The sequence below is a fragment of the Pseudomonas sp. P4795 genome (genome assembly GCF_048822895.1).
Lineage (GTDB): Bacteria > Pseudomonadota > Gammaproteobacteria > Pseudomonadales > Pseudomonadaceae > Aquipseudomonas.
Map to the genome: position 1 here is coordinate 276011 of NZ_JBMFBT010000008.1, position 20805 is coordinate 296815.

16 protein-coding genes are annotated in these 20805 nt (G+C 51.1%); 11 read left to right on the forward strand and 5 right to left on the reverse strand.

The window, feature by feature from the left end; translation table 11 throughout:
* Positions 1–108: 108 nt before the first annotated feature.
* Positions 109–1149 carry a hypothetical protein gene (locus ACOI8A_RS22710; RefSeq protein WP_420651520.1) on the reverse strand — a complete coding sequence of 347 codons (1041 nt, stop codon included), beginning with the start codon at positions 1147–1149 and terminating at the stop codon, positions 109–111.
* A 124-nt stretch (positions 1150–1273) separates the two neighbouring features.
* On the opposite strand from ACOI8A_RS22710, the gene ACOI8A_RS22715 reads away from it, so the two are divergent.
* The 3 genes from ACOI8A_RS22715 to istB all read left to right on the forward strand — a co-directional run bounded on the left by ACOI8A_RS22715 (position 1274) and on the right by istB (position 4062).
* Complete coding sequence (locus ACOI8A_RS22715) at positions 1274–1525, forward strand: hypothetical protein (RefSeq protein ID WP_420651521.1); 252 nt, start codon at positions 1274–1276, stop codon at positions 1523–1525.
* 240 nt (positions 1526–1765) lie between these two features.
* Positions 1766–3316, forward strand: coding sequence for an IS21 family transposase (istA, locus tag ACOI8A_RS22720; protein WP_420651522.1), 1551 nt, complete (start codon positions 1766–1768; stop codon positions 3314–3316).
* Positions 3313–4062: an IS21-like element helper ATPase IstB gene (istB, locus tag ACOI8A_RS22725; RefSeq protein ID WP_420651523.1), complete on the forward strand. Its 750-nt coding sequence runs from the start codon at positions 3313–3315 to the stop codon at positions 4060–4062. Before istA ends, istB begins: the two co-directional genes overlap by 4 nt.
* Before the next feature lie 1295 nt (positions 4063–5357).
* Here the strand turns inward: istB and ACOI8A_RS22730 are convergent.
* Positions 5358–6449 (reverse strand): hypothetical protein, encoded by a 1092-nt coding sequence (locus ACOI8A_RS22730; protein ID WP_420651524.1) that lies wholly within the window; start codon positions 6447–6449, stop codon positions 5358–5360.
* 517 nt (positions 6450–6966) lie between these two features.
* Between ACOI8A_RS22730 and tssI the strand changes: the two genes are divergently transcribed.
* Genes tssI through ACOI8A_RS22745 form a run of 3 tightly spaced genes read left to right on the forward strand, consistent with a single transcriptional unit; the run spans position 6967 to position 12423 of the window.
* Positions 6967–9324: a type VI secretion system tip protein TssI/VgrG gene (gene tssI / locus ACOI8A_RS22735; protein WP_420650962.1), complete on the forward strand. Its 2358-nt coding sequence runs from the start codon at positions 6967–6969 to the stop codon at positions 9322–9324.
* Positions 9325–9341: 17 nt separating this feature from the next.
* Positions 9342–11531, forward strand: coding sequence for a phospholipase D-like domain-containing protein (locus tag ACOI8A_RS22740; RefSeq protein WP_420650963.1), 2190 nt, complete (start codon positions 9342–9344; stop codon positions 11529–11531).
* Positions 11532–11586: 55 nt separating this feature from the next.
* Positions 11587–12423 carry a tetratricopeptide repeat protein gene (locus tag ACOI8A_RS22745; RefSeq protein ID WP_420650964.1) on the forward strand — a complete coding sequence of 279 codons (837 nt, stop codon included), beginning with the start codon at positions 11587–11589 and terminating at the stop codon, positions 12421–12423.
* A gap of 459 nt (positions 12424–12882) precedes the next feature.
* Here the strand turns inward: ACOI8A_RS22745 and ACOI8A_RS22750 are convergent, their stop codons facing one another.
* The gene (locus ACOI8A_RS22750; protein WP_420651525.1) at positions 12883–13215 is read right to left on the reverse strand and encodes a hypothetical protein; all 333 of its coding nucleotides are present in this window, start codon (positions 13213–13215) and stop codon (positions 12883–12885) included.
* A 472-nt stretch (positions 13216–13687) separates the two neighbouring features.
* Here ACOI8A_RS22750 and ACOI8A_RS22755 point away from each other — a divergent pair, with 472 nt between their 5' ends.
* A complete protein-coding gene (locus tag ACOI8A_RS22755; protein WP_420651526.1) occupies positions 13688–14140 on the forward strand; it encodes an anti-virulence regulator CigR family protein in 453 nt (150 codons plus the stop codon).
* 120 nt (positions 14141–14260) lie between these two features.
* Positions 14261–14785: a hypothetical protein gene (locus ACOI8A_RS22760; protein WP_420651527.1), complete on the forward strand. Its 525-nt coding sequence runs from the start codon at positions 14261–14263 to the stop codon at positions 14783–14785.
* Between the two features lie 491 nt (positions 14786–15276).
* Here the strand turns inward: ACOI8A_RS22760 and ACOI8A_RS22765 are convergent, their stop codons facing one another.
* Positions 15277–16377: a hypothetical protein gene (locus tag ACOI8A_RS22765; RefSeq protein ID WP_420651528.1), complete on the reverse strand. Its 1101-nt coding sequence runs from the start codon at positions 16375–16377 to the stop codon at positions 15277–15279.
* A gap of 324 nt (positions 16378–16701) precedes the next feature.
* Here ACOI8A_RS22765 and ACOI8A_RS22770 point away from each other — a divergent pair, with 324 nt between their 5' ends.
* A complete protein-coding gene (locus tag ACOI8A_RS22770; RefSeq protein ID WP_420651533.1) occupies positions 16702–16977 on the forward strand; it encodes a hypothetical protein in 276 nt (91 codons plus the stop codon).
* A 399-nt stretch (positions 16978–17376) separates the two neighbouring features.
* Here the strand turns inward: ACOI8A_RS22770 and ACOI8A_RS22775 are convergent, their stop codons facing one another.
* Positions 17377–18270 (reverse strand): DUF2971 domain-containing protein, encoded by an 894-nt coding sequence (locus ACOI8A_RS22775; RefSeq protein WP_420651529.1) that lies wholly within the window; start codon positions 18268–18270, stop codon positions 17377–17379.
* A gap of 347 nt (positions 18271–18617) precedes the next feature.
* Between ACOI8A_RS22775 and ACOI8A_RS22780 the strand changes: the two genes are divergently transcribed.
* Together ACOI8A_RS22780 and ACOI8A_RS22785 are read left to right on the forward strand one after the other, a co-directional pair.
* Positions 18618–19193 carry a hypothetical protein gene (locus ACOI8A_RS22780; protein ID WP_420651530.1) on the forward strand — a complete coding sequence of 192 codons (576 nt, stop codon included), beginning with the start codon at positions 18618–18620 and terminating at the stop codon, positions 19191–19193.
* A gap of 181 nt (positions 19194–19374) precedes the next feature.
* Positions 19375–20526 (forward strand): hypothetical protein, encoded by a 1152-nt coding sequence (locus ACOI8A_RS22785; protein WP_420651531.1) that lies wholly within the window; start codon positions 19375–19377, stop codon positions 20524–20526.
* Positions 20527–20805 lie beyond the last annotated feature (279 nt).

Here is a 20805-nt window from a genome sequence, read left to right on the forward strand (position 1 = left end):
GCACTTGACCACACGCGTACCCGTTCGATGGCAGATCTACGTCACCCGGAAAGTCCCTTTTTGGTCAGGTGGTTTTTTTGATCGAAGTGATCAAGCTGCCGTCGACTTCTAGAACAACGAGGTAGGCGGCATCACTTGTGGCGTGCCATCGATAATGCACTTCCAGCCCCAAGTCCTCAGTGCGGACATTTTCTTGAACTCTTGAACCAGATCATCAGCAATGTCCCCTATATCCGTCCTCAGCTCGTACTGCGGGCGCATGGCATGCATAACGTCAAACCCCATATCCCCAGCAATCAGTTTGGCCATCAGTTTCGTTCGTTGCTTCCAGGGCAAGCTTGTTCCGCGCCGTTGCGGATGTTGGTAAACCATAGTGTTTAGATGCGCTGACGAGTGGATGTAGTCGATGCTAGTCATCCATACCTGCAAGTGCGTAGGGACGCCTAGAGATAGGACGTTCACTGCCAACCAATCGATCAGCCGAATGGCAACCCTGCGCGCCTGGAGCTCAATCGCTAGCATTAGAAGAACGTTGTGCAGCGAGCTTGCTGCCTTTACAGCAAGAGACCTCCGACCCAAATGATCGGCTTCGACAACAATTGCGATCAGTGCAGCCAAGGAATCAAGACTCGCTCTGCGTTCGAGTTTATCGAGCAATATCTGACTGGTTGGTACTCGTCGTGAGTTGTCCCAAAACATGTCGCTGCCATCGCAGAACAGAACCAACTGGATATCGATGCTCAGCGTCCTCAAATAGCCTTCGAAATCGATTCTCTTTTTCTTAATGAGTAGTGTGATCAACGTCCATAGCGGATGATTCAGCTCACGTGTCGATCCTGGTGCCAATAACTCAACCCTGCTTAAAGTCTTGGCCTTGGGCGAGTTCAGATTCTGCTCGTACCTTGCCCATTTGCTTCTGTAATGCACGATCGTGCCGTTGCTATTCCTTCGAAAGGATTCCTTCTCAAAATAAAGCTCTAGCGCGTAAGCAGTTTTGAGCCCTGTCCTCTGCTTTAAACCTTCAAACCAATAGTTTACGGCGAGCATTTCGACGGTGTCGCTCCTAGGACTACTATTTTCCGGAATTTCGTTCCGCAAGCTCATTGCGAAGTCCGAATATATTTCTGCAAGTCTTTTAAAATCAGACATTTGAAAATCCGTGACAAATCTTTGTACCGTAAAAAATGTAGAGGTCTTACGGCTGGAGTGCAAGGTGGCGGTTTATTACTATTAACTGTGACCAAGCCGGACATTTAGTGCGATGTATGAGCCCATGCAGATCCAAATCCTAGCTTCCGAATTAGAGAGCGACCTCAAAGATCGGTATGGCCTGATGGTGGGTGGCAGCGCGCTGTGGCGAGAACTGGGGTACACGACCTACGATGCGTTTCGTAAAGCAAAACAGCGGGGAAGAATTGAGGTGCCTCTTTTTGAAGTACCCAATCGACGTGGTTTCTTCGCCCTGTCCAAGGAAGTCGCATGCTGGATCGCAGCGCAGCGCTGTGCTCGGCAGCAAGCTATGTAATCTAAGCAGATGAGGAGTATTGCCATGAGACCAGGCTAAGAATTAGCCGGTGGATTTGGGACACAAAAAAGCCCAGGGGTGGAGCCCTAGGCTTTTTTGATGGTGTTAGGTTTTGAGCCCTATGCCCTATCATTCTGTGTTCCCTCGCGTTCGGCGTCAAGCCGGCCACCTTCCGTTTGTCTGCAATTTATACACGGCGCGATTTGTGAGGCGTAACCACGCCTGTCGCGAGGAGAATCAATGAGGCTGCCAACATACACGCAGCGCGAGGTGCTACGTCTCGCTTGCGACCCCAAGCTGTCAAACAGAGCAATCGGACGGCTGACCAACGTTTCCCACAACACAGTTCGCACTCTTCGCGATCAGTTAGCCCATTGCGGGCAAAACTGGGAGGAGCTTAAGCACCTTGACGATAAAGCTCTGGCGGAATGCTTACGTATTCAATCTCAAGTCGGCACGCAAAGGAAGGTCTACCCGTCCTGGCTCGCTGTCCACGAACAGCTGAAGCTCCCTGACGTCACCCTTGAACTCCTCTGGCAAGAGTTTCGTACTGCCGAGCCAGAGGGAGTGTCCTACGCTCAGTTTACGCGGGTCTATCGCGAGTGGGTCAATAAACAAAAATTGAGCATGCGACAGATCCACATCCCTGGAGACAAGTGTTTCGTGGATTTTTGCGGCAGAACAATGCCTGTGACAAACCCGGACACTGGAACGATTATCCGAACTCAAGTGTTTGTGGCCACGCTCGGCGCCTCCGGATATATTTTTGCCACGGCAGTGGAAAGTCAAACTACACCGGACTGGCTCAAATGCAACGTTTTAGCTCTAGAGTTTTTCGATGGTGTTCCCCGGTTCGTAGTGCCAGATAATTTGAAATCGGCGGTAACCAAAAATACGAAGGATCAGGTAGTCTTGAATCGTGCCTACGCCGAGCTTTCGGAGCATTACGGGTTTCAAATTTACCCTGCCAGACCGCGCAAACCAAAAGATAAGTCGCTGGGTGAAATTGCCGTTCAGATAGTACAGAGGTTTGTTCTTGCAAGATTGAGAGCAAGCACCTTTTTCTCCTTGGATGAGCTGAATGAAAAAATTATGTTCTGGGTTGATCAGTTAAATGATCGAGTCACTCGGACCTACCCAAAGAGCAGAACCAGTCGCTTCCTTGAACTTGATTATCCGGCCCTAAATCCGCTCCCTGAGCAGCGATATAGCTATAGCCAATGGGTTTATCAGGTTCGGGTGGGCAGCGACTATCACGTCGAGTTTGAAAAGCACTTCTACTCGGTGCCCTATCACTTTGCGAACCTTCTCGTAGATTTACGAGTGCGTGATGACTGGCTCGACATCGTTCACCAGCGGCGCATCATAAGTTCTCACAAATTAGACCTAGAGCGCGGCTTCAGTACGCTGAGCGAACACTTGGCACCGAATCATAGTCATTTTCAAGACTCTCAGCCCGAAGCACTGCTGGCTTGGGCTGAAGGCATTGGCCAGGAAACGCTCAGGTATGTGAAGGATAACCTCGCTCGGCGCAGAGACTTTGCAACTGGTTTAAGGGCTGTGATTGCATTAAAGCGCGACGTTCGCAAAGGGGATATATCACCCGCTCGTTTGGAGTCGGCCTGCACGTATGCCAACAGTCTAAACATCCTCAGCTCAGAGCGATTACGTTCGATCATACGGAACGAATCTGACCTGCGTCCCAGCTTTCAAAGAGCAGCCCCCTTGGTCGAACACGCCAACATACGTGGCGCTGAGTACTACGCCTCAAACGGAGATGAGTTGCTATGAAACCAATTTTCAACACCATTCAGGATTTGATGACTCTTGGCCTTCATGGCATGGCCGTCGCTTACGAGCGACAACTCGAAAGCCCAGCGTTGCTAAAGGAAGCGTTCGATACAAGGCTCGGATTGATGGTTGATGCCGAAAGTAGCGAGCGTGAAAGCAGAAAGATTGCACGTTTGCTGAAGGGGGCGAGGCTTCGTGAAAGCGAAGCCACTATGGACAGCATTGAATTCAAAGCGACACGTGGCATTGACCGAAACACCGTCATGGCCCTTGGAGAGTGTGAATGGTTGGCGCGGCGTCAGAACGTGATCGTCACCGGCGCCACAGGCACGGGTAAAACTTGGCTCGCTTGTGCTCTTGGAAACCAGTCTTGCCGTCTTGGGCGACAAACGCTCTATCGCACTGCCACCAAGCTTTTCGAAGAAATCTCTCTTTCTTATGCCGATCACACCATGCCGAAGCTTCGCCGGCAATTGATACGCGCGGAGCTCCTGATTATCGACGATCTGGGTATCGGTGGCATTGACGCGCAGCTTGGCCCTTTTCTCCTCGACGTTATTGACCAACAGTCCCAGAATGGATCGTTGCTGATCACTAGCCAGTACCCGAAAGAGAAATGGTATGACTTGTTTTCCGACCCAACGATTGCCGATGCGATTCTTGACCGTATCGTTCACAAGTCTCACATCATTGAGCTAAAAGGCGAATCGATGCGCAGGGTAAAAAGTCGTAGACGCACGCCTTAGATTCCGGCGCGAGCTTCGGCTGGGCAACGTGGAAGCAAATGGTCAAGTCGAATGCAAATGGGTGGGCAAGTGCGATGCAATCAATTGTTCTGAAGGACTTATCAACTTCCGAAAAGCCCATTGCCATGCTAGGCCTGTTCGCTTCCTCCGTCGTTCCAATTCTATCAGGACGGCTCTGGCCCACCTTCAATGCCGGTAAAAGTGATTTCTGGGGGCTCGCCTTCTCGCTGCCATCCAAATTGATAACGCAGCCATTGGTATGCACCTTCCTGACAATAAGCTATGAGCAAAAGCAACCACCAACCCGGGGTAATAGGTTGCGTTCTCTTCACCGCGGGTACTAATCAATTCTGTCGTTTTGTCGATGCTCATTTGGCGCCCTGATGCTGAGACTATTGCAGAAATATATACTTGAACTTGCCTGACCACACCCCGGGCGGTTTGGGGTACCCCGATCAAGGTGGCGGACGCGAGGCCCGTCCAATCGCCATATCCCATCAGCTCAGTTTGTCGATGGACTGGACGCGGTCAAGGCAGTTCTGAACGGGGGGCTCAGGATGACCGGCGGTTACCTAGCTAATCCAGGATGTGACAGCATGATTGACATAGTGATAATAGATTGACCATTATTCATGTGCGCCTAGGCGTGAACCAAAGGGTGGCTACAGGGATCTTCGGATCGCACCCCGCTTCTGATGAAAGTCAGATGGCCCAGTGCCAGGTAACAGCGTTCTGCCCCGTCGAACGTATATAACAGACGGCTGAGAATCCCGCCTAGAGCGGGATTCGCCTTTCTGGCCCTTCACTTTTGCGGCCTCCCCCAATTCTGCACTTCCTTGGGGCATTGCCCCTTTGGCTTTCTTTGCGAATCCCTCGCGACCTTGAAGGCGCTGAACCCTTTTTGTTGATCGGGGTATCCGGAGAGCCTTCGCCAGTGCGTGCGGCATATGCGCTGGAGACGTGAATCCGAAGCAAGCGGCGTTCGCGATAAAACGCTGGGCATACATTGTATGGTTCCAGTAGACCGGTAGCGCTATTCAACACGCTCATGGTGAAAACCGCTCGTCTTCCGTTTGGCAGATCGTAGCGGCATCCAGCCTCTCTATGATGCCTTGAGCTACTTTGAGGCTTCGTAACGTTCCACGACTAAGGATTCCGGCTCACTGTTGATGTAGAAAACTTCTCCAATCGACTAAGAAATCCGGGCGATAAAAATCGCCCCGAACCTTCTAGATAGCAGAGCCCAACCGATAGCCTTGAGCGTTTCCTCGAGTTCCGACATAGTCTCGGTGCCGTCAGGCACGGCGTAGGTCCTTTTCTACGCGCTGCAAGCGTTTCAGATCCAACAGCGGGTTGCCGTAAAGAAAGCTTGGTGCGATCTCCTCGTTTTTTTTCGAGGGCCGCTCATGTTCATGATCGGGAAAAAATGGCAAGTCAGGATGATCGGGCGCCGAGTCGGCACGGTAAATCTCCTTGCTTGCACCCGGCGGGTACAACATGTACGCGTAGTCCATTAGCGTATTCAGGCGCAGCAACCAATGCCAGCCATCCAATAGAGCGATGCGCAGGTGCCAGCCGCGCTTGCGTTTCAGCGCAGTGCCAACCGTGCCGCCCAAAGCCTCGGCGACCATGGCGTGCAATGATACGATCAGCTCATCCGGGATCGTCTCCCTTCGTTCGATCTCCGGCAGTCCTAGCGAGATCGATAACAAAGTTTCTAGAAAAAGCGCGACGCACGGATACTCTTGTGCGGCCTGCAGGTGTTGAGCACATAAGGGCAATTGAATCAGCAGACCATTGTCGATGGCGTTGCTCAAAGTAGTGCGCGCGCTGGCGACGGCAGGCGCCTTACAAGCCAAACAATTGCCCACCCCAGTAAAAATTACCGATCGGGAGACTGCGGTGTTCTCAAAGCGTCCTTCAGCCATCGCAGCCTGTTCTGCCGTGGTGCGAGTCATCCAGGCCTGCCAGGCATAGAACACAGCCGCAGCTGCCGGCGTGTCGAGCTGTGCGTAAAACGCCTCAGGGGTCGATACAGCGCACCAGCCCGTGCCTATCGAATCATGTTCGCCGACGCCATGTGCACGCCGATATCGATAGGTTCGCACGCAGCCGCAATGTTCGGTCTGTGTAAAGACCAGCACCTCTTCTTGAGTCTGGCGGATCCTGAACTTCGCGGGCGCAGCTTCCACCAACGTCTGCCAAGTCGCGGCTTTATAGGTCACGCTTTCAAGCATGAATGGTAGTCGCCGGGCAAAGCCATCGAAGTTCTTAAAGGCGAGTGACGCGACGAATAGATCCAGGGTCTCGCCCGTGACCATTTCGTCTCGAAGCTCCTCGAGCAACGAATCGATATTGAACAACTGCGACATCTGAGTGCGTGGCATGGCAGTTTCCTTCTGCTAGATAATGATACGGCGTTATTGCTTGTCCCCGACTGCTGCAGGCGGCGGGGCACAGTCATCGATCCAAAGCTGCCGTTGGTGGAAGGCAGTTGTCGGCCGAGGGTGTGTAAAAACGTTTTTAAGCGCGACAGGTACTCAAAACTGGCCTGGAAATGGCGCATCTACACTAAATCCACATCTGCTGACGTGCCGATAAATTTCAGATTTAACGTAGACGCGCATACTTCAACTTTGGCGAAGAGTTTTTACACACTCTGGGCCAGAAACGGACGCTCGATGGATGAGTACGTGATAATTAACGAAACCAAGAAATATTTTGTTTCAATTCTTTGAATCTCCCACGTGCTGGCTCTCTCCGGGCAACTGCGCAACTTCTTGCGCAGTTCAAGCACGCTATCATTGCGCACCACATAAACTGCCGCTCGCACTGAGCCCCACGCGTTACAGGTAAGCTTGGATTTTTACGGAAGATCTACACCACATCAAGGAGCGACACTAGATGTTCAGTCCTGCCAACCAAGCTCAATTCGGTCTGACCATCGATGATGAGCACGATCTTCAAGTGCTTTCGTTTACCGGCACCGAAGGTATCAGCCAACCCTACGCATTCGATGTGGAACTGGTCAGCGAAAATCCTGACTTGGATCTGGAAAAGCTCCTGCACAAACAGGCGTTCCTGGCACTGGACACTAACGGCAGCGGCATCCACGGCCAGATCTATCGCATCGCCCAGGGCGACGCTGGCAAACGCCTGACACGCTACCGCCTAACGCTGGTGCCGCAACTGAGCTACTTGAAGCACCGCACCAACCAGCGCATCTACCAGCAGATGTCGGCGCCGAAGATCATCGCGCTGATCCTCGACGAGCATGGCATCAGGAGTAACGCCTACAGCTTCCAACTGAGCCAACCATGCCCGGACCGTGACTACTGCGTGCAGTACGACGAAACGGATCTGCACTTCGTGCAACGCTTGTGCGAAGAGGAGGGGATTCACTACCACTTCCAACACAGCGAAAAAGCCCACCTGCTGATTTTCGGCGACGACCAGACTGTGTTTCCGAAACTCGGCCAGCCGACAGCTTATGTACAAGGCAGCGGTATGGTCGCGGACGAACCGGTCATCAAAGGCTTCAAGCTGCGCCTGGAAACCCGCACCAGCCGCACGACCCGTCGCGACTACGACTTTGAAAAGCCGCGTCTGATACTGGAATCTGCCTACAAACCTGAAGGCGAAAGCACCGAGCCGGACCTGGAGGATTACGATTATCCGGGCCGCTTCATCGACCGTGCGCGGGGCAAATTCCTCAGCCAACGGGTGCTGGAACGCCATCGCGCCGATTATCAGCAAGCCGAAGGCCACGGCGACCAGACTACTCTCAACAGCGGCCACTTCCTGGAGCTCTCCGACCACCCGCGTCAAGAGTGGAACGACCTCTGGCTGCTCACCGAAATCTTCCACGAAGGCAAACAACCGCAAGTCCTGGAAGAGGCGGTTACCAGCGACACCACAAGCAACAAAGACGATTTCCATCAGGGCTACCGCAACCGCTTCCTCGCCACCCCATGGGCAGTGTTCTACCGCCCGGCGCTGGAACATCCAAAACCCCGCGTCCTCGGCAGCCAAACCGCCCTCGTCACCGGCCCCAAAGGTGAAGAAATCCACTGCGACCAATACGGCCGCATCAAGGTGCAATTCCACTGGGACCGCGAAGGCCTGGCCGACGACAAAACCAGCTGCTGGATGCGCGTCTCATCGAGCTGGGCCGGCGACCGCTACGGCGCCATCGCCATCCCGCGCATCGGCATGGAAGTGCTGGTCACTTTTCTTGAAGGCGACCCCGATCAGCCACTGGTGACCGGTTGCCTGTACCACAAGGAAAACCAGGTTCCCTACGACCTGCCGGCCAACAAAACTCGCACCGTATTCAAAACCCTCAGCTCACCGGGCGGCGGCGGATACAACGAACTACGGATTGAAGACAAGAAAGGCGCGGAACAGATCTACCTGCATGCCCAGCGCGATTGGGATGAAAACATTGAGCATGATCAGAAAATTCGGGTCGGCAATGAACGCCACGACACGGTGGAGAAGAACACCTACACCGAGTTGAAGGCTGAAGAACATCGCACCACGATTGCGGATCGCAAGGTTGAAGTCAAAGCCGATGACCACTTGGTGATAGGCCAAAACCAACACATCAAACTGGGCACCGCGCAGTTGATGGCGGCAGGCAAAGAAATTCATCTCAAGGCCGGGCAGAAAATGGTCATCGAAGCAGGCATGGAACTCACCGTGAAAGCCGGCGGTAGCTTCATCAAGCTCGATGCGGGCGGCATTACCGTCGTGGGGCCGGTCATCAAGCTGAATGCCGGAGGTGCGGCTGGTGTTGGGACCGGAAATGCCGCGCTCTTGCCGCTGGTGCCCCTACCCGCCGCCTCTGACAAAGCCGGTGAAGTCCCCGAGCGTGGCGAGTCGCAACCGGCGCCGGAAGTTATTCACAAACTCAGCGCAACCATCAGTGCTGTGCCCGGTCATCCTGGTTACGAAGATGAACCCTATACGCTGTTCGCCGATGGCGCCGTGATTCAGGAAGGCCTGACCGGCGAAGACGGCGTGATCAAGTTTGATCACGTCCCAGGCACCCAGACTTATGCAGTTGAACTGGTGAACGGTCATCGCTTCGAGATCGAGCCTAAGGAAGTCAGCGGCGAAGCAGGCTCACAAAATCAGCAATTGGCGCGTCAAGGCTATCGCGACTACCACGCGCAAGCCGATCAACTTGAACCTTTGGGCTCAACGGAAGATTACCGCGGCGCCGCTTTGAACCCAGCAAACAAGCCGACGAGCCTTTGAGTGCAGGAAGCAATCGAATGACGACTGATTACAGCAAAGAAGTGATCCAGCTGACGCCCAAAGAGCATAAGTCCACTGCCTTGACCATGGACTGGTTCGCGGCCAAAGCCTTGTACCCACCACGAGCCGGCATCCAGATCACCCCGTTGATCAACGGTGATAAGGCGTTTGGTGCTGTCTACGATGCCATTCAGGCCGCGACAAAGAGTGTCGAAATCATCAGCTGGGGATTCGACCCAGCGATGCGTTTCAAGCCCGGCAGCGATCGCATCGGTGAGCTACTGGATGTTCGAGGTCGCAATGGCGTAAAGACCCGTGTGCTGATCTGGAAGAACCCGCTGGCCAACTTTGTTGAAAACACCATCATTGGTGATGGTCTGGCGGGCTCGGGAGGCACTGCTGCGGGGTCGGGTATGGCTAGAGGGGGCGCAGCGTCTGATAGCTCTGTGCAGGCTCGCCAGCAACTGGAGTATCGCCGCACAATTCACCAACATGAATTGACCAAACTTCGCGCCGGTCAAATCCCTGAGTACGGCACCAGCGGCTATCGCTACGATAAGCGGGAAAAGGAGCTGCAGGACATTCTGACCGACATCGAAGCACAACTGAGCGGGCAAGGAGGCTACAACAAACTCAAAGGATCGGGGGCGCCCAAATATTCCCCGCAGGATGAGGAATATACACGGGAGTGGTTCAGCCGCGTCCACGATGGGCGGATGCAGAACGTTGAGTTCCGCACCCGAGATTTTTCCACTGAAATACCCTTGAATGCCGCCATACGCGGGCCACAGATGCGCAATGAAAAAGGACGTCTGGCGACCCTTTATCGACTGATGAAAGGGGAAGCACCCGATACAAACTTTGCGCACATGATGCTGTTGACCCTGTTTGCCAGCCACCACCAGAAGATGGTGTTGGTGGACTATGAAGACACCGCGAACGCGGTTGGCTTCGTCATGGGGCACAACATGCATCGCAATTACTGGGATACCAGCGCGCACCTGTATGACGACAAAGCCGCTCGGCGTAGCCCAGGCTTCGGTCCATGGCAGGATTTGTCCATGAAAGTACAGGGCCCCGCCCTGCATGACCTGAACCACAACTTCAGCACCGCCTGGGATCGGGAAACCTTTTGGGTTAAGAAATGGTTTGCCGATGGCCTGCGCGATCAACGCCAGGCCATCAAACCGGACAATTTCAAAGCCGCCGGTTCAACCACGGCGCAGATTTGCCGTACGCAACCGCAAGAAAGTGCAGAGACCTCGATTCTGGAGCTGTACCACAAGGCTTTGGGCAACGTGCGCAACTACGCCTATTTTGAAAATCAGTATTTCCGTTACCCGCCGTTTGCCAAACAATTGCGCGAGCTGGCGGCGGCTTATATCGCAAAAGGCAGAGACAAAGATTTGTACCTGTTCGTGGTCACCAACAACCCGAACGACAAGGGTTTTTCCAGTACCACCTATGCCACCTTGCAGGAACTGGGGCAGGAACAACTGATGCCCCAGGCTCAGCGCACACTGGTGGAGGAAATGTTGCAAAAACGCAGCCGTTTAGCTTTTCTAAACGAGAACCTGAGTACCAATCCCGGCGTGCAGAGGAATCAGCTCAAACAAATCGGATGGCTAAAAACCGATATTACCGAGCTAGAGAAAAAAGGAGTCACGCCTGAGTTAGAACAGCGCCTGGGCGGTCTCAAACCAAAAGATATTCCTGAACTCAGCAAGCCGAAATCGGGTGACAGTGAAGATCCAAAACCTTACACCCTCAAGGATTTACCGGGTCTCAAGGTCGTCATTGCGACGTTGACGGCGTGTAGCCCTGAGCCGGGCAGCACGTTATCCGAAGGGGAGCAAGCGTTTTTCCGTGGAATCTACGTACACTCAAAACTGTTGGTGGTGGATGATGTCTTCAGCCTGCTCAGCTCTGCGAATATCAACACCCGCAGTCTGCATACCGACTCTGAATTAGGACTGGCTGCACCGGATGCTGAGCTGGCCAAGCATTGGCGGGAGGAGTTGTGGAAGTTGCATGTCGGTGAGTCACTTAACGATGACAAGGGACGCTGTGATGGGTTAGAGAATTTCGCTAAATGGAATGATGTGATGGATAAGAATTGGGAAAACAAAGGTAGAAATAAACCATTAATTGCCCATTTAACTCGTTTTTGGGATGTGGAGACGCCTTATGCCAAAGCCATCGACTAAAACCATTTCTATTTGTGCCCTCATTCTTCCATTTTTTCTGAGCGGAGCCCCGGCCATGGCCTATCCAACGTTTACCTGTGCCTACGAAAAAGACCACAACCCACCACTGGATGCGGAGGCCGAACGCTGGTTTCAACAGGCACGCGCCTTGGAGAAGGTCCGAGGTGTCAAAGACTGGCGAACCATCGTCGAGCTTTACGAAAAAGCCATCGCTAAAGATCATTGGAAGGCGATGCATAACTTGGCAGGACTCTATCGTACAGGCTGGCCAGGACAACCCGGCGTTGAGCAAGACACCAACAAGATGCTCGATCTCTACGAGAGAATGGTAAAGCTCAAAGTCCCTCTGGGCTATTACAACTGGGCCGTTGTTGCTGAAAATGGCCAAGGAGTATTGAAGTCCGACCGGATGGCCAGTTCTTACATGTTCCAGGCAGCACAACTGGGCAGTCCAATGGCGCAGGTTCAAATCGGCCAATATTTTGCTTTTGCTCTCCCTAGAGATAAGCAGGACGATGACATGGCTGAGCGCTATTATCGATGTGCGGGCGCTCAAGACAATCCCGAAGCCATAGAAAAAACCGCGAGTTTTTATGACACAGCTAAAGAAAACAAACCTAGGGCTCTATTCTATTATCAGCGCGCCGCATCGCTGGGTAGTTCCACAGGGTTTAGTTATCTCCGCGGTGTATTTGAGTCTGAACCTGAACCCATATATAACTTCGGGTATCAGCCAGACCCGAAGATTCACGAGCTTTATTCCGGTCTTTGGAAACAGCTTCGGGCTGACCGTGATCTTCGCTTCCCTAATCTCATGAAAGACCACCCGCTTCCAGCCCATCCCAAACAAGGCTTTGACGCGGAGCATCCGGACCGCCGACCGGAAATATGAGTAATTTCCATCAGTAACAAGATTTTTTATGTGCGCCACCAATAGATTATTTTCAGATCTGTCGGTGGTGATATAAACGCGCATTGGGTTAAAAGGGGACTACGTTGATTTTTCACTCCATTGCTTCCTAATATCGCTATCTTTAACCGGCGAAATTCTAAAATCAGCCTAAGAAAATCCTGGAAAAAACCCTCCCGATGTGTTCGGAAAACGTTACAGCTTGAATCGAAAGTGAATCACTCGTTCGAACAAAGCTACGGCCTCACTGAGGCCAGCCGCTCACGTATAGCTGGCGAGTATGCACCAGCCGTTGGGTTGACTTAGTTGAGTTGAAGTGCAATGGCACTCTTCTGCAGCTACTCCCGGAGTTGCCATCCACAAGCGTCAGCTTGGGCGCGCAAGTTAGTGGTGACATCAGAGGCGATTCAATGCCTAGCCCACGAGTCTTGTTAAGTCCCCCTACATCGGCTTTACCGAAACCACTTCCACAAACCTGAATTTCTTCTTGGCCGCCTTGGTAGCTGCTTGCTTTGCTAGAAGGGTACTCAGCGTATCCGCCTCATGGAGCATTTCGTGCGTCTTGCCCTCAAATTCATTGCCCACTCGTAGCGTTACCTTCAACCTGAGTGTGAACGCCTTGACGACCTTCTTTTTCTCCACTGCCTTTGTCGGCGGTATGATCGAGATACCCGAGAGGGTGTCTTGCATAGGTAAGGCAGTAGTCTGCGCAAGGTGCTCTGCACCGCCGAACAGCGCTTGGCGCATCTCTTCTTCAGTCAGTTCTTCGTTCATGCAATTTCTCAGAAGGGTGTTATCTCCAAACGTCCTGATTCTAGCAGCATGACCGATCTCTACAGCTGTAATTCTTGGGACAAAACCCTGAGCCAGCCTAGAATCGAAGGCGATAGACCGGCCAATCTGGTTCGCTTGTGCGCCCATACGGCTGGCCGATGATAAGCAGACGTTCACAGAGGGCTGATATCGGCCAGAAGCAGTCGTACAACAATATGATGTTCAAGCTGAAATCCAACCGCCCAATGCAACCAATTCTACCCATATAAGCCGCGACAGTTTTTCTGTTTCAGCAAGCCTCCTATCATTCGCCCAAAGCACAATGCAAAAGGCGCGCATAGTGCCCAATACGGTGTTGAGCGTCGAATCTCCCTTGTGAAACGTCTAGGGCCGTGTATGTCGTTGTATTTGCACTGGGCATTGAGCAATAGTCTAGATTTGACAATGTACCCCCACACGAAGGAACGCTCCCATGCCCATTTTCCGCTCAATCACCGCCGCCATTACCTGCCTCGCCCTGATCTGTGGCTCTCTGCCTGCAATGGCTGATCCCGGCAATGGCAAGGGCCAGGGAAATGCCAAAGGGAACCAGTCGCATAACCAGGATCATGGCGGCAAAGGCAAAAAGTCAGGTGAGGGTGATTGGCACGGTGGCCCGAGTATCAATCATGCGAGCGTCCTGGGGATTGTCGATGGTTACCGGGATTACTGGAGTCCGAGGCCTGCGTTGCCGCCAGGGATTCAGAAGAACCTCGCTCGCGGCAAGCCGCTTCCGCCTGGTATCGCCAAGAAGCTCGATGGTCGATTGGTGGGCAGGTTGCCGCACTATGACGGGTACGAGTGGCAGCAAGTTGGGACGGATTTGATTCTAGTGGCGCTGGCGACCGGGCTTATTTATGAAGTGCTGAATGGTGTGTTTGATTAGCTGTAAATCAGATTGATTTCCCGGTGTGGGAAGCATGGCTTCCGCCCGTCGCCAGACTTGAACTGTGGGTCGGCGGGCGAGTCTTAAACCATGCGATATAAACCCCTTACGGAAGCAATCATGCTTTTAAAAAACAAGAGTCTCGTTGCTGTTATGTCCTGCGCCCTAATGCTGGCCGCAGCTCCACTTCTTCCCGCTGATCTTTCGATCATCAACTCGGCTGCTGCAAAAGAAGGCGGTGGTGGCGGTGGCGGTGGTGGCGGAAATGGTGGTGGCCGCGGCGGTGGAAACGGTGGCGGAAACGGTGGCGGAAATGGTGGTGGCCACGGCGGTGGAAACGGTGGCGGCCATGGCGTTGGTGGCGGTCGTGAGGGTTCGGACCATGCTGGCAACACCTCCAGCAATGGCCACGGCAAGGGACTGGCCAGCGATCACGCCGGCAAGGCCACCCGTAACCATGGGATCAGCGGAAACCACTTCGGCAGCGAACGCAACGACGACAACGGTCATGGCGTCGCGACCTCGGGCGTTGCCCATTCCAAGGACACCCGCGGCATCGACAAGGCCCGGGCGATCTCGGATACCACGCCAGGCGATCACAACACCAAGGGACTGAGCAAAGTAGGCTCGCACAAATCTCATTGAGCCCATCACCGAAGTGACAGGCTTGAGCCCTGAAAAAAGCCGCAGTAATGCGGTTTTTTTCGTCTTAGGATCGGTCACTGGAATTTTGGCACTTCGAATCCACGACGGCGGTGGGGATATTCGCCGACGACATCGGGCTGCGCGGGTTTGTGGTTGAGTTGTGAGGGCCATTTCTGGCCGGTTGCTGACTTGAACGACGTCCGCTTATGGTTGTGGATTAAATGTGTACCTGACATCGGGACGGCTAACCATTCATGAGTGGGGGATTCGTCGGGAGATGATGAGCCCGAGCTTCGTGACACGCGTCCATAGCTTGCGTCACTTGCCAAGGCGACGATCAGTTCAGTTCCCCAGCTTGTGAACGAAATCAATTCTGACGCCTTTTTTTTACTCATTTTAAGGTTGTTTCTAATTTAATATCGTTATAATAACTTAATCAGGAAGGCTGAAATACGATGCGGCGATTATATTGCCGCATCGTCTAGCATCTGCTATCTGCGCAGTTGAGGAGCACATATTTGTTCAATTGACCTAACTAAGCCTTTGCTCGCAATTGAGTCATCGTACCAGGCCAACCACTCGTTGCTCACAAAACAACCGGTGCTTACTAAGGTAGTAATCTCGCACCATTCATTCTTTGCGGTGCATGGTTCTTCGCCATCGAAATCTGCTCTAGTGAGACAGTATGGCACAGTGTCTGGATGCCAGGTTGACTTCGTGCTATCTCCAATGAAAGTCATATTTTCTGCCTTAGCCAGGCATTGTTTAGTGTAAATCCCGCTCTCATCCCAATGGGCTGTTGCACTAATTGTTGAACCTTTAATCAGTGGCGTTAGGAACTTGGTAGGTTCAATCGGTTTCTTAATCGGTTTAGCGTCATACTCAGCCATTACGTATGTATAGCCTTGAAGATTGTTTCTGAAATTGAAGGACACCTCAGGATAGAAGCTACCAGTCTTTAAGGTTCTTTCACAGTCAAATGTAATGGTTTCGTCCCGTTCAAAATCAAACCCAACTTGAACCTCTTTACCTGAATAATGCTTAGCTTTATATGAGGCAACGCAAGAGGCTGCATTATCTGGCGTGACTTTTACGCCTTGGAATCTGACTCTATTGCGGTTGTTGTTTTTCATTCGAACAGAGAAATCATTTTTGGAACCCAACTTTAAATCTACATCGAGTTCGGATCTTTTGGCTGCAATACAACTGTCGAATGATTTTAACGCCGGCTCAAATACCGTCCTGTACACGCGAAAAGAAAAGCTCTGATCTCTGGCTTTGCTTTTATTAACATTGCACCACTCTTCTGAGCTTGAATTAGAGCTTTGCGCACTACCTCCAGCTTTGAATGGTACTGCCTCCACGACTGCATCAATGAAAAAATCGGCGCTGTTACTCCCTTCCGACTGCTTCTTACCGCAATTTCGCTCATAACGATAACTCTCTTGATCAACTTGATCGAGTTCCTCAAAGCTTTGTGTTGCGGCGTAGATTAAAGGTGTCCGGCAAATTTCATCGTCGGCTGCGAACGCCGATGCGGGGGCAGTGAAAGTTACAGCTAACGCGATAGGTAGAACAGAAAATTTCGCCATTTTTTGCTCCTATGGGTATAGCCCGCCACCCAAGTGGCTTCGCTACAAGGAGCATAGCTGCAACTGTACTTATTTCGAGGCGTCCCCTTATAGGCGTCAAAAGATTACACGTAACTGACCATGCGGCGGTAGCGCATGAACACAGCAACGGTGTGCAGTGAAGGGATAGATTAAGGGCGATAAGTCCCTGACAGCATCACCCTGTATAAAGAAGGCATTCACTTTTTGCTCAGAAAGCCGCCCCCTCAGTGTCGCCGCCCATGCAGTAAGTTGGAAGCAAGGCGTCGACATCAGCTTCTCCATTGCAGACGAAAAAGTTGACCGCTGTACTTCAAGCGCTACGGCGACGCCATTCTGATCACCACGGTGCTGATCCCGAACAAGGCCTACACCTCAGCCGTATTGCGGATGCCCTCGGGCGACATCGCTAGGCTGGCCAAGCCAGACACGCCGTTGTACAGCGTGAACACCACCGATCCGCGTGTGGTGCTTTTCGCCGGTGACTATTGCGCATCGCCTATCGGCGGCATGGGCACAGTCCTGGCACTTTGCGGCGCTTATGTGTTGGCTGGCGAACTTAGCCGCCACGCCGAATTATGACGACCCGAAGCGGACGTAGACTCGATGTCCGCTATTGGCCGATTGCTGCCTGTCACGAAGGTCTGCAATCTGTCGATTGTGTTGAAAAAGTCGGCTTGCCCAAAACGCTCGAATACTGATGGGTGAAAAGACCTTTTTTGCACGCTGCTACGTGAAATCCGAGTCCTGAACCTACTGCCAAAAATTCAGATTTCAATCTCAGACGCGTACTTTTCTGCCGTGGAATTCGAAGTCGACTTTTTCAACAGAATCTGTCAAAAGCGGACATACGCAAGCAACCGAGTCATTCGCACTTTAGACTATCGATACCCATAGCGGGCCGCATTTCGAGTTTTGTCAAAAGCAGTAATTTTAGTTATGCAGTCGTCGGTAAATGGCATCTTTCAGTGTAGAGATTTGTTATCCATTTTTAAAATTGGTCAATTCAAAACCCATGGAGCCTTTCTGGATTTTTTCTAATCCGGCGTGAGCGAAATGGCTGCTATTGTTAAAAATGCCTACTAATTCGCCGATTGCTTGGTCTTTTGAATTAAGACCAATAATTACTTTTGAAATTGCCTTAGCCGGGACATCAAATAACGACACTTCATCACCGGATGGGGTTTTAAATTTTTTGCATGCTGTATCTAATGGTAAGAGCATGCGCCATTCCTGTTCGTATTCCCAACTTTTACTTTTGAGGACAAAAGTATCAAACGGCATGTCCATCATTGTGGCACTTGGCTGCCTATCAGCATAAACTACTCGACGCAGGTGATAAAACTCATCCTTGTCAGATCGCCGACCATTGAAAAAAGGATGCGCAGTATCGAACTCCAGCACAAACCCTGTTGAGTTTTCTGCATAATTTGCCCACATAGGAGGAGATACAGGCGTTGCGCTCAAGCTCAAAATGCCAATTGTTTGATTAAGACCTTCATAAAGTTTATTTTTTAATTTTGATGTTAGTGGTGCTATGTAAGCTCCGTGAATACTATTGATTTGTCCCGAGTTAAAAATTGTTGAGGTGAATTGCTCCAACATATGAGCAAGCTGCTCTTTCGGTAATAGCGCAAGCAAAGCTTTCTGTTCATCTGGGAGACTGTTAAGTGCTTCTAAGGCAATTTCATGTTTATCTGCTTTTTCGTAGTGCTCTCGAAGCTGTTGAGTTGACAAAGCCTCACTGAATAGCAGATTAAATTCGAATGGATCATTTAATGCGGATGGCTGAGTAAATCGTATTGTCAGAGTTTGTAATACATCAACTCTAGCAGAAGGGATGTATTTGTATAGTTTCTTTGGTGGCAGGTCCATGGCATCTCCACGTTTCAAAATTAAATTAAAGTCAACTAAAATATATCATACAGAAGAATATTTGGTCGGGTGGTCTTTCAGGTAGTTTTGATTGGTATAGACGGTGATGGCTAGGTACAACAGCGTTTGGCCGAAAGCGGCCGCAGGCTGGCTCCGATGATGGATTGGAGATAGTCCCCACCAGCGCCCAAGCTGGGCTGGGTAATACGACACATCCTCTTCTGTGTGTAGCAATTTCCAAGCAAGGTGCTATTGCTACCTGCCGTATCTTATCTGACACGCATGAACTACCCAGGTAAGGCCAACGATGATATCGTTTAGCCTTCACTGTAAAGGATTGCATTCTCATGATGGAATTCACGCTCGATGCTGCTGTGAAGGTTGCGGCACCATTTTTAACGGCTGTATTTGGTGTATTGGCGAAGATTTACTCAGACGCCAAACCAAAGCTCGTAAGTTATATGATCCATTCGTTTGCAATTCCTACGCGCAATCAAAACTTCCCAGACGCCCAGCCGATCATAGTTCATACTCACACTATTGCGGTTCGTAATTCAGGAAAAAAATCCGCTACCAACGTTCGTATTGGCCATCACTTTCTGCCTGACTTTCAAATACATCCTCCGCTAACTCACGAGGTAACCCGAAACCCAGATAATACAGCCGAAATTTTAATCCCCACTTTAGTCCCAGGCGAACAAATAGTTATCGGCTATCTATACTTTCCACCCCAGACATATCAAAACGTAAACAGCTACTGCAAATCTGACGAAGTGCTGGCGAAATACATAAACGCAGTCCCAATGATTCCAAACGGGAAAATGCATAACTTCATCTTATGGACATTAGTATTTATTGGCGCATCTAGCCTCGTCTATTGGATGCTCACTCTCCTCTTAATGTGGGCACAAAACCCTATTTAAAGTACCCAAACTTTCACTGCTAGACGGTAATTACATAGGGGTTGTTCAAAGAAAATGTCTAGTTCGACAATGGCAACTTCCACACACTATAACCGCATAGCTAATTTCATCAGCTCAACGCTTACCTGTGACGCACCACTCTATAAACTCTTTTTCCCCACCACATGGAGACTCGACATTTATGACAGTTATTGCAATATTTGACGATTACCAGCTTGCAATTTCTGACATGCTCCTTTCAGTCGAAAATCCCGCTGTAACGACTACCACCCCTACAACCGGAAATACAGCCCTAATCGCTGACCTACAACTTGGCGTCAGTCGACTAGTACGTAAAGTTGTGGCGGCAGACGGTCCTATCGGACGTGCAGAGCTTCTAGTAGCAGGAACCGTTACCCATATCGAGCATTTTTCCTCCGAATTAAATAAAGCTTTTCGCAATCCACAACACTTGCCGGAAGAGCTACTCGAAATAGTTCGCGAAAAAGGCCCACTAGGATGTCTCGAAGTAGCAGCTCTAATTACAAATGCAACGGGGCTCAATGACTTTGAGGTTTTAGGGGTGGCTGGCAATAAGATGTGTTCACACACATTTGATGCGAATAAAATAGCCACAAACATCCCATATTTTGGGACTGTACGCATTGCCGGCGGTGGCGCATCGGACCTCCTCAGCTGGCTTGAGCTTAGAGCCGAAGCTTACGCAGCTCGTTTCGCTAACTCCAGTTTCGATGAAAGGCGCTTCCATATAGGAAACAACATTCCTCTTTTTCTCATGGAAGAAGATCTCAGTCATAAACGGAGAACCATCAAAAATGGCGTCGGAGGATTTTACGAGGCTTATGAAATACTGAGCGGCCAGCTTATCCCTATCGGGGATTGGTTAACAATATTCGCCGATATAATTGGAAAAGCGCGTGACCAAACCGTTCTGGTTCGTCGACTTATGTATCACTGCTACAGTGATGATTATTTATACGTACTTTCTTTGAAGCATGACGCATTAGTTTCCGCCACCTCTCCGACAAGTGTACCGTTATCGGAATGCGCACTTTTCGAGATCCCCCCTTTAAATGCTAAGCCTAACCGATCCAAGTGGACGATTCATCGCGTAGCGACTCAGTTAGCGGGAGCTTCAAAAATTCGGTCAGTGATTCGAAAAAATGACTCTAAAACAGTTACAAGGCGCTTCATCAGTAGCCACCCTGATTTTTCAAAATTACTTAAAATTGGCATTTCTGGGGCCAATCTAAATATTGAGCTAGACTTGGAGGGCTTTCAGCACTTTGCATCGCGTTTTTCTGACGATAAGACTAGCCCGATCCTGGTTTGACCATCGTGCATGTGAATTTATCCCTTAGGTATGGAAGGATTGGGAGTTCGAATCTCTCCTTCACCGCCATATTCAGTAAACACAAAACCCTGATTTTCCTAGAGAAAGTCGGGGGTTTGTGTTTTTTGGCGTCTGAAAAAAGGCTATATGGGACTGAGATGGGACTGGGGCGCTATTTTGGTGCGGAGGATGGGGCTATGAGTGCGTATCTAGGCCCCTCACTGCGGCCGCATGAGCTAGGCTGTGCAAACCCCTCATTTCCAGGATGGATCGCATGCT

What these genes read in the sequence shown, in the direction of transcription:
- ACOI8A_RS22715 (WP_420651521.1), top strand. Translation starts at nt 1,274, where the DNA reads ATGCAGATCCAAATCCTAGCTTCCGAATTAGAGAGCGACCTCAAAGAT.
- ACOI8A_RS22780 (WP_420651530.1), top strand. Translation starts at nt 18,618, where the DNA reads ATGATGGAATTCACGCTCGATGCTGCTGTGAAGGTTGCGGCACCATTT.
- ACOI8A_RS22730 (WP_420651524.1), bottom strand. Translation starts at nt 6,449, where the DNA reads ATGCCACGCACTCAGATGTCGCAGTTGTTCAATATCGATTCGTTGCTC.
- istA (WP_420651522.1), top strand. Translation starts at nt 1,766, where the DNA reads ATGAGGCTGCCAACATACACGCAGCGCGAGGTGCTACGTCTCGCTTGC.
- istB (WP_420651523.1), top strand. Translation starts at nt 3,313, where the DNA reads ATGAAACCAATTTTCAACACCATTCAGGATTTGATGACTCTTGGCCTT.
- ACOI8A_RS22745 (WP_420650964.1), top strand. Translation starts at nt 11,587, where the DNA reads ATGGCCTATCCAACGTTTACCTGTGCCTACGAAAAAGACCACAACCCA.
- tssI (WP_420650962.1), top strand. Translation starts at nt 6,967, where the DNA reads ATGTTCAGTCCTGCCAACCAAGCTCAATTCGGTCTGACCATCGATGAT.
- ACOI8A_RS22765 (WP_420651528.1), bottom strand. Translation starts at nt 16,377, where the DNA reads ATGGCGAAATTTTCTGTTCTACCTATCGCGTTAGCTGTAACTTTCACT.
- ACOI8A_RS22710 (WP_420651520.1), bottom strand. Translation starts at nt 1,149, where the DNA reads ATGTCTGATTTTAAAAGACTTGCAGAAATATATTCGGACTTCGCAATG.
- ACOI8A_RS22785 (WP_420651531.1), top strand. Translation starts at nt 19,375, where the DNA reads ATGACAGTTATTGCAATATTTGACGATTACCAGCTTGCAATTTCTGAC.
- ACOI8A_RS22750 (WP_420651525.1), bottom strand. Translation starts at nt 13,215, where the DNA reads ATGAACGAAGAACTGACTGAAGAAGAGATGCGCCAAGCGCTGTTCGGC.
- ACOI8A_RS22755 (WP_420651526.1), top strand. Translation starts at nt 13,688, where the DNA reads ATGCCCATTTTCCGCTCAATCACCGCCGCCATTACCTGCCTCGCCCTG.
- ACOI8A_RS22775 (WP_420651529.1), bottom strand. Translation starts at nt 18,270, where the DNA reads ATGGACCTGCCACCAAAGAAACTATACAAATACATCCCTTCTGCTAGA.
- ACOI8A_RS22740 (WP_420650963.1), top strand. Translation starts at nt 9,342, where the DNA reads ATGACGACTGATTACAGCAAAGAAGTGATCCAGCTGACGCCCAAAGAG.
- ACOI8A_RS22760 (WP_420651527.1), top strand. Translation starts at nt 14,261, where the DNA reads ATGCTTTTAAAAAACAAGAGTCTCGTTGCTGTTATGTCCTGCGCCCTA.